Raw genomic sequence first — 11,864 nt, 5'->3', positions numbered from 1 at the left:
TGTAATAGAAAGCAGGTGAAGTAAGTCATGAAAGACTTCAACCACATCCATAATCATACAGAATACAGTCTTCTCGATGGAGCAGTTAGAGTAGATGATTTAATTAAACATACAAAAGAAAACAACATGTCAGCTGTTGCTATGACTGATCATGGAGTTTTATATGGGATAATGCAGTTTTACAAAAAAGCTAAAAATGCAGGTATAAAGCCTGTTTTAGGCTGTGAAGTATACCTTGCACCAGAAGATAGATTTACGAAAAAAAGTCAAAAAAGATATCATCTTATTTTATTAGCTCAAAATAATAAAGGTTTTAGAAACTTAATGAGAATTGTATCAAAAAGTTGGCTTGAAGGCTTTTATTATAAACCTCGTGTTGATAAAGATTTGCTTTATAATAATAGAGAAGGTTTGATTTCGCTTTCAGCCTGTATCCAGGGAGAAATACCACAATTGCTTCTAGAAGATAACAGGGAAAAAGCTCAAAAAGCTGTGAAAGAATATCAGGCTATTTTTGGTCAGGATAACTTTTTTATAGAATTACAGGACCATAATATACCCAAGGAAAAGCGTGCTAATAATAAACTTATCCACTTGGCTAATGAAATGGATTTACCTATGGTAGTGACCAATGATACTCATTACTTAAATAAAGAAGATGCAGAAATGCACGATATTTTACTTGCTTTAAAAACAGGAACTACTATAAATGATGAAAATAGAATGACTTTTAATGGAGATGAGTTCTATTTTAAGTCAGCTTCTGAAATGCGAGAGTTATTTCCAAAAATAAACTCAGCCTATGAAAATACAGTAAAAATAACAGAAAGGTGTGAAGTTGATTTTGATTTTAGTCAATTTCATTTACCTGATTACCCAGGGGCTGATGATAAAAAACCTGCACAGATTTTAAGAGAAAAATGTGAAAAAGGGTTAAAAGAAAAAAATCTGACTAATTCAGAAAAAGCAAGAGAAAGACTGGAATATGAGCTTCGCATAATTTCAGAAATGGGCTATATTTCTTATTTTCTAATAGTTTGGGATTTTATTGATTATGCAAATAAAGAAGGAATTAGAGTGGGTCCAGGAAGAGGTTCAGCTGCCGGGAGTCTTGTTTCCTATCTTCTGGGAATAACCAAAATAAATCCTTTAAAATATGGACTGATATTTGAAAGATTTTTAAATCCTGAAAGAGTCACTATGCCCGATATTGACATTGATTTTGATGAAAGAAGAGATGAAATAATAGAATATGTGAAAGATAGATATGGAAAAGAAAGGGTAGCTCAAATTGGGACTTTCGGGACAATGGCCGCTAGAGCAGCTGTTAGAGATGTGGGGAGAGCCCTTGATCTTTCTTATGGAAAAGTTGATAGAATAGCTAAAATGATTCCTCACCAACATGGAATAACTTTAGATAAAGCCCTTGAAAAAAGTGAAAAATTAAAAAAAGAAGTAGAAAAAGATGAAGATACAGCTAATTTGATAAAATTTGCTAAAGGTCTTGAGGGGATGCCCAGACATATTTCTACCCATGCAGCTGGTGTTATTATTGGGCCAGAAGATTTGATTAATTTAGTACCATTACAATTACAGGATGAAAGTGTTATAACCCAACTTCCAATGGATGAATTAGAAGATATGGGTTTGCTTAAGATGGACTTTTTAGGATTAAGAAATCTTACAGTAATTGAAAATACCCTTAGTCTTATAGAAAAAAGATTTAATAAAAAGATAAATATTGATGATATACCTTTAGATGATCAGGAAGTTTATAATATGCTCAGCAAGGGAGAAACCCTTGGAGTTTTTCAAATGGAATCTTATTTGTTTCAGGATTTAAATAAAAGGCTTCAACCAGAAAATTTTTCTGATATTATTGCCCTTTTAGCTTTAGGAAGGCCAGGTCCCCTAAATAGTGGTTTGGTAGATGATTTTATAAAAGGTAGACATGGAGAAAAAGAAGTGGAATACCTTCATCCTAAACTTGAACCTATTTTAAAAGATACATTTGGCTTAATTTTATATCAGGAGCAGGTTATGGAGATTGCAAGTGAATTAGCAGGTTATACAATGGGAGAAGCCGATCTTTTAAGAAGAGGAATGGGCAAAAAAAAGAAAAAGTTGATAGCCAGAGAAAGAGAAAAATTTGTTAAAGGTTCAGCCCAAAATGGAATAGATAAAAAAACTGCTAATGAAATATTTGATCAGGTGGAATATTTTGCTGGTTATGGTTTTAATAAATCTCACAGTGCTGCTTATGCACTCCTAGCATATCAAACAGCATATTTAAAAGTAAAATATCCGGCAGAATTTATGGCAGCTCTTTTATCATCAGTTATGGGCAATTTAGATAAAGTGGCAATATATATAGATGAAGCAAAAAATATGGGGCTAAATGTTTTGGCTCCTGATGTAAATGAAAGTTATAATGATTTTACAACTACCTCAGAAAATAGTATTCGTTTTGGGTTAAAGGTTATTAAAAATTTAGGAAAAAAAGCTATTAAATCTATAATTGAAGATAGAAAAGATGATTCATATAAAAGTTTTCATGACTTTTTTAAAAAAGTTGATCTTTCTAATATCAATATTAATATGATTGAAGCTTTAATTAAAGCTGGTGCATTTGATAGTTTTGCTGTAAATCGTTCTCAAATGTTAATAAAATATGAGGAGCTATATAACAGATATTCTAAAATGCAAAAAGGTAGAAGTAATGGCCAAACTTCATTTTTTGATTTGACTGAAGATGATGATTTTTATAATGAGGAAATAGAATTTCCAGATGTTGACCATTTAAGTACTACTGACAAATTAAGCTGGGAAAAAGAGTATTTAGGTGTTTATCTTTCCGGTCATCCTCTTGATCCTTATCAAGAAAAAATTGATTTATTAACTAATTTTACCAGTGATGATTTAGAAGAAGGTAAAGATTTTAGATATTTTAAAGCTAATACAGCAGGTCTTATATTAGAAAAGAAAAACCATGTTACTAAAAGAAATAATCAGATGGCTTTTTTAACAATTGAAGATTGGAATGGAAAAATAAATATAGTTGTATTTCCAGATTTGTATAAAAGTTTAGACTTTAATTTAGAAGAAGGAGAAATTGTCTTTATTAATGGTTATTTTAAAGATGGAGATAGTTTAATAGCCAACCAAATAATTTCTCTTAAAAGAAAATTTGTAGTGATGAATTTAAGAGATGCTAAATTGGATAAAAAAGAACTATCCAAAGCAAAATTTATTATAGGGAAAAATAGTGGAAAATCACCGGTATTTTTTAAAATTAATAATAAAATAATTTTGAGTGATAAATCTTACTGGTTGAATTTAGAAAATGAAAATGTTAAAAATAAATTGATAAGTATTTTTAGAAAAGAAAATTTAAAAGTATTATAACTTTGGGTTGATTTGTAAAATTTTATTTACTTGACATTAAATAAAAAAAAGGATATGATAAATTAAACAGGAGGTCTGGTAATGAATATTGAGGCTGATTTTGTAACAATAAAAGCTCTGGAAGATGGAGTCACAATAATAGGTTTAACGCGAGGAAAAAGTACTACATTTAATCATACAGAAAAGCTTGACAAAGGAGAGGTATTGCTAGCTCAATTTACCGAACATACTTCTGCAATAAAAATTAGAGGTGAAGCTGAAATAGTTTCCAAGCATGGAAGTATAAAGTCAGGTGAATAGATTTTTGATATTAACCAGTCCCTCATAAAACAGGAACTGGTTTTTGTTTTTTAAAGATCAGGAATTAAATAGGAGTGATTAATAATGTTTAAAGATTTTTTCAGTAAAAAGAATAATTATGTAACTGTAAAAAATCGTAGTAAAAAAAGTAAGAAAAGTGAAAAAAGAGATGTGCGTGAAAAAAATAATGATAAGCTCTGGACAAAATGTAAAAAATGCAATGAAATAGTTTTTAATAAAAAACTTGCTGAAAATTCAATGGTCTGTCCCAAATGTGATTATCATCTAAGATTATCTGCTGAAGATCGTTTGGCCCTTACTATAGATGAAGATAGTTTTATAGAATTTGCTGCCGATATAAGCAGCAAAAATCCTCTTGATTTTCCAGAATATGATAAAAAAATGGAAGAAGCCAAAAATAAAACTGGGAAAAATGAAGCTGTTGTAACTGGTGAAGCAAAAATTAACAGTCATGAGGTAATTATTGCTGTAATGGATTTTAATTTTATGGGAGCCAGTATGGGTTCAGTAGTTGGTGAAAAAATCACTATTGCTATTGAAAAAGCAATTGAGAAAAATAAACCACTTATAATTTTTAGTGCAGCAGGTGGAGCCAGAATGCAGGAAGGTATGTTATCTTTAATGCAAATGGCTAAAACAAGTGCTGCAATTAAAAAACTGCACAAAAATGGTAACCTTTTTGTTTCAGTTATAACTGATCCTACTTCAGGTGGAGTAACTGCTAGTTTTGCTCTTTTAGGTGATATTATTATATCAGAACCTGGTACACTTATAGCTTTTGCCGGTCCAAGAGTTATTAAGCAAACAATAAGCAAAAAATTACCTGATGATTTCCAGAGTGCTGAATTTTTACTTGAACATGGTATGATTGATAAAGTTGTTCATAGAAAGAAAATGAAAGCGACTTTAGGAGATATTTTAAAAATACATGAGGCTGGAGTGATTAATGATGCCCAGTAATTATTTTGAATTTGAAAAACCGTTAATTGAATTAAATAAAAAAATTAGTGATTTAAAGGATTTTATGGATGAAAAAGGTGTTGACTTAACTGATGAAATAATAACTTTAGAAAATAAAGCAGATAACTTAAGAGAAGAAATATATGAAAATTTGGAACCTGCTCAACTTTTAGAAATTGCCCGTCACCAAGAAAGACCAACAACCAGAGACTATATTAATAGAATTTCCAGTACTTTTGTAGAATTACATGGTGATAGGAGATTTGGAGATGATCTTGCTTTAATAGGTGGTATAGCAATTGTTGAGGAACAACCTATTACTATTATTGGGCATCAAAAGGGTCAGACTACTAATGAAAATTTAGAAAGAAATTTTGGGATGGCCCATCCTGAAGGTTATCGCAAAGCAATGCGTTTAATGAAAGAGGCAGAAAAATTTAATAGACCTGTAATATCTTTAATTAATACTCCTGGAGCTTATCCAGGAATAGGGGCTGAAGAAAGAGGTCAGGCTGAAGCAATTGCTACTAATTTAATGGAAATGTCTGATTTAAAAGTTCCTATTATTACTATTGTAATTGGTGAAGGTGGTAGTGGTGGAGCTTTAGGTATTGGACTTGGAGATAAAATTATGATGTTTGAATATAGTTATTATTCGGTTTGTTCTCCTGAAGCCTGTGCTGCTATACTCTGGAAAGATTCTGATGAAGCTTCTGAAGCTGCTAAAGCTCTTTCTTTAACTTCTAAAGACCTATTTGATTTAAATATTATAGACAAAATAATTAAGGAACCTATTGGAGGAGCTCATAAAGATCCAGATCAAGCAGCAAAAATATTAAAAGATGAAATTTTAGCTGCAATTAATGAACTAAAAAATATTGATAAAGATAAATTGATTGAAAAAAGGTATAATAAATTTAGAAAAATTGGTGAATATCAGAGAAATAAAGAAAAAAATTAAATTATAATTATTTCAACAGGAGGTAAAAGCAATGAATAAAATTGGCGTATTGACTAGTGGAGGAGATGCTCCTGGAATGAACCCTGCTATAAGAGCAGTAGTTAGGACTGCAATTTATTATGATATAGAGGTAGCAGGAATTCAGCGCGGATATGCAGGATTAATAGATGGAGATATTTATAGTATGAATAGGAGTTCAGTAGCTGATATTATTCATCGAGGAGGAACAATACTTCATTCAGCTCGTTGTGAAGAATTTAAAACAGAAGAAGGACAGAAAAAAGCTGTAAAAAGTTTAAAAGAAAATGAAATTGAGGGTTTGGTAGTAATCGGAGGAGATGGAAGTTTTAGAGGGGCATTAGCTCTTTCTAAAAACTTTGGTTTCCCTACAATTGGAATCCCGGGAACTATCGATAATGATCTGGCCTGTACAGATTATACCCTGGGTTTTGATACAGCTATGAATACAATTTTAGATGCAATAAACAAAATTAGGGATACGGCCACTTCTCATGAAAGAACTTTTGTGGTTGAAACTATGGGAAGAAACTCAGGTTTTCTTACTTTAAGAACTGGACTTGCTGGTGGAGCTGAATCTATTTTAATTCCAGAAATTGATTTTACTATTGATGATGTTTGTAATAAAATTCAGCATGGTTATGATCGTGGTAAATTGCATAGTATTATTTTAGTTGCTGAAGGAATTGGAGAAGATTTTAAAACTAATAGAGATATTAATGAAAGTAAAGCTTTTTATATTGGAGAAAAAATAAAAGAAAAGACTGGTCTTGAGACAAGAGTAATTATTTTAGGTCATTTACAGCGTGGTGGTAGCCCTACTGCCATGGATAGAATTGTCGCCAGTCAAATGGGAGCAGAATCTGTTAAATTGCTTAAAAATGGTGAATCAAGTAAAATGGTTAGTTTTATAAATAATAGTATAGATACCTGTGGTTTAGAAGAGGCTTTATCTAAAGAAAAAACTATTGATCAAGATATCTTTGAATTGGCCCATATACTTTCTTTATAAAAATCTGAGGAGGCGATTAGATGAGAAAGACCAAAATTGTTTGTACTTTAGGTCCAGCTACTGATGATGAAGAAATTTTACGAGAGGTTATTGATTCTGGACTTGATGTAGCAAGATTTAATTTTTCCCATGGAAATCATGAAGAACAAAAGAAAAGAATTGATATGGTTAAAAAAATTTCAAAAGAAATTAATAAACCAATAGGTTTAATGCTTGATACTAAAGGTCCAGAAGTTCGAACAGGAGATTTAAAAGAAGGAAAAGTTCAATTAGAAAAGGGAGAAGAAACCATAATCACAACTGAAGAAATAAAAGGTGATGCAGATAGATTTTCTGTTCAGTATAAAAATCTTCCTTCTGATTTAGAAGAAGGATCACAAATTTTAATTGATGATGGCCTTATTGAATTAATTGTTGAAGAAATTAAAGGTAGTGAAATAAAATGTAAGATTCAAAATGGTGGAGAACTTGGTTCAAGGAAAGGTGTAAATTTACCAGGAGTAAAAGTTCAATTACCTCCTTTAACTGAAAAAGATATTTCGGATATTAAATTTGGTCTAAAACAGGATATTCATTTTATAGCAGCTTCTTTTACTAGAAAAGCTTCAGATGTAATTGAAATCAGAAAATTGCTTGAGGAAGAAAATGCAGAAGATGTAAAAATTATACCTAAAATTGAAAATCAAGAAGCAGTTGACAATATAGATGAAATTATAGAGGTATCTGATGGATTAATGGTTGCTAGAGGAGATTTAGGTGTTGAAATAGCAGCTGAAAAAATCCCTGTTATTCAGAAAAATTTAATCAAAAAATGTAATGAAAATGCCAAACCAGTTATTACTGCTACCCAAATGCTGGATTCTATGATAAGAAATCCAAGACCAACAAGAGCTGAGGCTTCTGATGTTGCTAATGCAATTTTTGATGGAACAGATGCTACAATGCTTTCTGGGGAAACAGCTGCAGGAGAATATCCAGTTGAGTCAGTGCAGATGATGGCTAAAATTGCAGAACAGGCTGAATTGTCCTTAGAATCAATACACAATTCTAATTCACCAGAACAAAAACCTGATACAGTAACAGGAGCAATAAGTCTTGCTTCCTGTGAAGCTTCAGAAGATTTAGGAGCTGAAGCTATAATAACTGCAACTGGTTCAGGGCTAACAGCTAGAATGGTGTCAAAATATAGACCTATGAATCGTATAGTAGCAGTTACTCCTGATGAAAGAGTTCAACATTTCTTAACTTTAAGTTGGGGAGTATATCCTTTACTTGTACCACAGAGTAATAATACTGATGATATGATTGATAATGCTGTATCTAAAGCTTTAGATCATGAGTTAGTAAAAAATGGAGATTTAGTTACTATAACTGCTGGAGCTCCAGTTGGAATTCCAGGTACAACTAATTTAATAAAAGTAGATGTTGTAGGTAAACCTGTTATTGAAGGTCAGGGAGTTGGCAAAACAACTGTAACAGGTAAGGTTAAGATAGCCAAAACTGCAGATGAAGCTAATGAAAAAGTAAAAGAAGGAGATATTTTAGTTACTACAATGACTGATAAAAACTTCATTCCAGCTATGAAAAAAGCAAATGCAGTTATTACTTCTGAAGGAGGACTTACTTCTCATCCTGCAATAGTAGGTTTGAATTTAGGGATGCCTGTAGTAGTAAATGCAGGAGATATTTTTGAATTATTAAATGAAGGAGAAATTGTAACAGTTGATGGTGTTAGAGGTTTAGTTTATCGTGGTAAAGCTCACATTAAATAATATAAAAAAATTCTCTAATAATGTATAAAAATAAATAGAAATTAGTAACTTATAAATTTAGGCGGCTGTTATAGCCGCCTTTAAGTGTGTTTAATTATAAATAAATTATTAAAATAAATGAAATAATAATAAAAATTGTCAAATTACAACAATATTTATTGACAAGGAATCCATTTATTGTTATAATTAAGAAAAAGGAGGTAAAGATTATGAAAGCAACAGGTATTGTAAGAAAAATTGACAATTTAGGTAGAATAGTTGTACCTAAAGAGTTAAGAGAAACAATGAATATTAATGTAAAAGACCCTATCGAAATATATGTAGATGATAATGATAAAATTATTTTGAAAAAATATGAACCAGCCTGTATTTTCTGTGGAAGTGCTGAAGATACTATCGAATATAAGGGAAAGATAATTTGTGAAGAATGCTTAGATGATATTTTAGATAAAACTGGTGATGAAGAAAGTGCTTAAGATATAAAAAAAGAAAATAAATGTTTTTAACAGCAGAAAAAATCTCTGCTGTTTTTTTTGTTTGAAAAAGTAAAAATATTCTGAAAAATAAAACCAAAAATAAATGGTGGGCCCACTAGGATTTGAACCTAGGACTAACCGGTTATGAGCCGGTTGCTCTGACCAGACTGAGCTATGGGCCCTCTCTCAATGCTGCACGAATTATTATAATATAAAATTTGGCTTTCGTCAAGGGAAAAAGCAAATAAATTCAAAAAAAGTTTAATTATCATTTGCATTTGCAATATTTTTTTACTATAATATTTATAATTGCTAAATATTTTATATTATAAATAATACTGAGGTGATAAAATGGATTTAAATAATGAAACAAAAGAATTGGATAAAATCATCAGAGATATAAATAAATGTTTGGTAGAATATACAAAAGATAGTTTGAAAGAAAATGGATTAACTATGCCCAGATTTTTAGTTTTATGGCATATTACCAAATATGAACCTGTAAATATGAGTGTTCTCCATGAAAAAATGTTTATGGCTAATAGTACTTTAACAGTTATAGTAGATAAATTGGTAAAAGAAGATTTAGTAAAGAGATATCGTAATCCTGAGGATAGAAGAGAAGTTTTATTGGAATTAACTAAAAAAGGTAATGATTTATTACTGAAAATGCTTAATATTAGACAAAGTTTTTTAGAAGATTCTCTTGATTACTTAGAATTAGATAAGCAAAAAGAATTGATAAAATTACTTGAACCGGTTTTAAATAATTTAGAAAAAAATATAAAAAAAGGAGATGAAGATAGTGGGTAGGTCTTCAAATGCAGAAAAAATTGAATTAAAAAAATCTAAAATTATGAAAAAAGCGAGATTAGAAAATAGAGAAGAAATATTAAATGGTCCTATAGCTAAAACTCTTTTTAAACTTGCCTGGCCCGTTATGATCGGAAATACAATGCAGGTAGCCTACAATCTTGCTGACACATTCTGGTTAGGTAGAGTGGGAGCTGATGCTGTAGCTGCTTTATCTGTTGGTTTTCCTTTAGTATTTCTTATGGTTTCTATTGGGGCTGGTATAACTGTAGCTGGAACAACTCTTGTTGCTCAATATATGGGAATGGGTAATGAAGAAAAGGTTAACAAAATTACTGCTCAAATATTTGTCTTTGTTGGTTCTTTATCGATTATTCTTGGCTTAATCGGATTTTTATTTAATGAGCCAGTTTTAAATTTAATGGGAGCACCAGAAAATATAATAGGAGATGCTTCTGCTTATTTAGAAATAATATCACTAGGTGTTCCTTTTATGTTTGCATTTTTTATATTTTCTGCTTTACTTAGAGGTTATGGTGATACCAAAACTCCAATGAAAATGATGGTTTTTTCTACTTTATTAAATATTATATTAGATCCATTTTTGATTTTTGGTATAGCTTTTTTTCCAGAATTAGGAGTCAGAGGAGCTGCTTTTGCCACTATATTTTCCAGGGCAATTGCCGGTATAATTGGAATTTATATTTTATTTACAGGTAAAAAGGGTTTAAAATTGAAGATGAAATATTTAAAACCTGATTTCAAAGAAATTAAAAAAATACTTATTTTAGGAATACCTTCAGCTGGTGAACAATCAATTGTTGCTTTAGGTATGACCTTTTTGATGAGTATAGTCTCCCAGTTTGGTACTGTTGTAGTTGCAGCTTATGGTATTGGATCAAAAATACTATCAGCTGTAATGTTACCTTCCCGTGGATTTGCAACTGCAACTACCACAATGGTTGGACAAAATTTAGGAGCAGAAAATATTAATAGAGCTGAAAAAACTGCCTGGGTTAGTTCAGGACTAATTTTAGGAATTATGACCTTTTTAGCTTTTGTTTTTAATCTTTTTCCTGCTACAGTTATCTCAATTTTTAATACAAATCCTGAAGTTATAAAAATAGGAACTTCTTTTTTAAAAATTGTTGGATTTTCATTTGGTTTTTTAGGAGTAAGATTTATTATTGGTGGGTCTTTTCGAGGAGCAGGAAACACTTTTATTGCAATGATTATAGCAATAATTGCTCTCTGGGGACTGCGCTTACCTCTGGCTCAATATTTGGGTATTAACCTTGGCTGGGGTCCAAATGGAATATGGTGGGGAATGTTTTTATCTAATTTTGTTACTGCAATAATTGCTTCTCTCTGGTTTAAAAAAGGTGGTTGGAAAGAAAAGGCAATATAATTTAATAATTTTTAAGAATTCAGACTAGCCTTGACAGGCTAGTTTTTGCTTGCTATAATTAGACTGACTGGTAAGTCGAGTCTTTAAAATTGAAGGAGGTTTTATTTTGAAAGAAAAAAATTCAACTGGAGCAAAAATAATTGAAGCAGCTAAAGAACTTTTTTTAGAAAATGGTTATCATGAAACATCTATGTCTGCTATTGCCCAAAATGCAGATCTAGGAAAAGGAACTCTTTATTGGCATTTTGATAGTAAAGATGACTTATTTCAGTCAATAGTAACTAGAGAAGCAAAAAGTGTTCTTAGAGAACTTAATGAAATAAAGAAAAAAGATTTAAGTGCTGAAGAAATAATGAAAAAATTTATAAAGTTGAGATTAAAAAGAATTGATGAAAATAAAAAAACTACGCAAATGTTTATGGATGGAGAAAATTTTATTAATGAAGAATTGAAAAAAACTATGATTGATATTTTTCGTTCTTTTATTGATATTTTGGAAGACATTATAAAACGAGGTATTAATGAAGGAATATTTCATACACCAGATCCAGAAAAAGCAGCCAGTGCTTTTCTGGGGATGATAAATGGTATTTGTTCTACAATTATTTTTGAAAATAGAGGAGATATTGATATAGAAAAAAATACTGAATTTATATATGAACTATTTTTAAATGGTTTGCAGAAACAAAAGGAGGAATGAAAAGATGTTGAATTTTAT

Annotated in this window: 10 protein-coding genes and 1 tRNA gene; 10 read left to right on the top strand and 1 reads right to left on the bottom strand. The window is 30.6% G+C overall.

The window, feature by feature from the left end:
• The first annotated feature begins 27 nt into the window (after window positions 1-27).
• The 7 genes from VJ881_08670 to VJ881_08640 all read left to right on the top strand — a co-directional run bounded on the left by VJ881_08670 (window position 28) and on the right by VJ881_08640 (window position 8,925).
• The gene (locus VJ881_08670; GenBank protein ID HKL76127.1) at window positions 28-3,405 is read left to right on the top strand and encodes a DNA polymerase III subunit alpha; all 3,378 of its coding nucleotides are present in this window, start codon (window positions 28-30) and stop codon (window positions 3,403-3,405) included.
• A gap of 81 nt (window positions 3,406-3,486) precedes the next feature.
• Window positions 3,487-3,705 (top strand): trp RNA-binding attenuation protein MtrB, encoded by a 219-nt coding sequence (gene mtrB, locus VJ881_08665; protein ID HKL76126.1) that lies wholly within the window; start codon window positions 3,487-3,489, stop codon window positions 3,703-3,705.
• A gap of 84 nt (window positions 3,706-3,789) precedes the next feature.
• Window positions 3,790-4,686 (top strand): acetyl-CoA carboxylase, carboxyltransferase subunit beta, encoded by an 897-nt coding sequence (gene accD / locus VJ881_08660; GenBank protein ID HKL76125.1) that lies wholly within the window; start codon window positions 3,790-3,792, stop codon window positions 4,684-4,686.
• Complete coding sequence (locus tag VJ881_08655) at window positions 4,676-5,647, top strand: acetyl-CoA carboxylase carboxyltransferase subunit alpha (protein HKL76124.1); 972 nt, start codon at window positions 4,676-4,678, stop codon at window positions 5,645-5,647. The genes accD and VJ881_08655 overlap by 11 nt, the downstream gene beginning before the upstream one ends.
• Window positions 5,648-5,678: 31 nt before the next feature.
• On the top strand, window positions 5,679-6,677 hold the full coding sequence (pfkA, locus tag VJ881_08650; protein ID HKL76123.1) for a 6-phosphofructokinase: 999 nt from the start codon (window positions 5,679-5,681) through the stop codon (window positions 6,675-6,677).
• Window positions 6,678-6,697: 20 nt separating this feature from the next.
• Window positions 6,698-8,449 (top strand): pyruvate kinase, encoded by a 1,752-nt coding sequence (gene pyk / locus VJ881_08645; GenBank protein ID HKL76122.1) that lies wholly within the window; start codon window positions 6,698-6,700, stop codon window positions 8,447-8,449.
• Between the two features lie 209 nt (window positions 8,450-8,658).
• Complete coding sequence (locus VJ881_08640) at window positions 8,659-8,925, top strand: AbrB/MazE/SpoVT family DNA-binding domain-containing protein (protein HKL76121.1); 267 nt, start codon at window positions 8,659-8,661, stop codon at window positions 8,923-8,925.
• A 104-nt stretch (window positions 8,926-9,029) separates the two neighbouring features.
• Here the strand turns inward: VJ881_08640 and VJ881_08635 are convergent.
• Window positions 9,030-9,107 (bottom strand) — tRNA-Ile (locus tag VJ881_08635).
• Between the two features lie 169 nt (window positions 9,108-9,276).
• Here VJ881_08635 and VJ881_08630 point away from each other — a divergent pair.
• The 3 genes from VJ881_08630 (at window position 9,277) to VJ881_08620 (ending at window position 11,846) form a co-directional block, all read left to right on the top strand.
• Complete coding sequence (locus tag VJ881_08630) at window positions 9,277-9,738, top strand: MarR family winged helix-turn-helix transcriptional regulator (protein HKL76120.1); 462 nt, start codon at window positions 9,277-9,279, stop codon at window positions 9,736-9,738.
• Window positions 9,731-11,146: an MATE family efflux transporter gene (locus VJ881_08625; protein ID HKL76119.1), complete on the top strand. Its 1,416-nt coding sequence runs from the start codon at window positions 9,731-9,733 to the stop codon at window positions 11,144-11,146. Before VJ881_08630 ends, VJ881_08625 begins: the two co-directional genes overlap by 8 nt.
• 106 nt (window positions 11,147-11,252) lie before the next feature.
• Entirely contained in the window at window positions 11,253-11,846 is a 594-nt protein-coding gene (locus tag VJ881_08620) for a TetR/AcrR family transcriptional regulator (GenBank protein HKL76118.1), read from the top strand.
• Window positions 11,847-11,864: the final 18 nt, after the last annotated feature.

Source organism: Halanaerobiales bacterium, assembly GCA_035270125.1.
In the GTDB taxonomy this organism is placed as follows: Bacteria; Bacillota; Halanaerobiia; order Halanaerobiales; family DATFIM01; genus DATFIM01.
Note: the sequence above shows the minus strand (reverse complement) of the source record. Positions and strands in the feature narration are given on the sequence as shown.

Excerpts from the sequence above, each read along its gene's own strand:
- pfkA (HKL76123.1), top strand. The coding sequence starts at position 5,679 with ATGAATAAAATTGGCGTATTGACTAGTGGAGGAGATGCTCCTGGAATG.
- VJ881_08655 (HKL76124.1), top strand. The coding sequence starts at position 4,676 with ATGCCCAGTAATTATTTTGAATTTGAAAAACCGTTAATTGAATTAAAT.
- VJ881_08670 (HKL76127.1), top strand. The coding sequence starts at position 28 with ATGAAAGACTTCAACCACATCCATAATCATACAGAATACAGTCTTCTC.
- VJ881_08640 (HKL76121.1), top strand. The coding sequence starts at position 8,659 with ATGAAAGCAACAGGTATTGTAAGAAAAATTGACAATTTAGGTAGAATA.
- pyk (HKL76122.1), top strand. The coding sequence starts at position 6,698 with ATGAGAAAGACCAAAATTGTTTGTACTTTAGGTCCAGCTACTGATGAT.
- mtrB (HKL76126.1), top strand. The coding sequence starts at position 3,487 with ATGAATATTGAGGCTGATTTTGTAACAATAAAAGCTCTGGAAGATGGA.
- accD (HKL76125.1), top strand. The coding sequence starts at position 3,790 with ATGTTTAAAGATTTTTTCAGTAAAAAGAATAATTATGTAACTGTAAAA.
- VJ881_08630 (HKL76120.1), top strand. The coding sequence starts at position 9,277 with ATGGATTTAAATAATGAAACAAAAGAATTGGATAAAATCATCAGAGAT.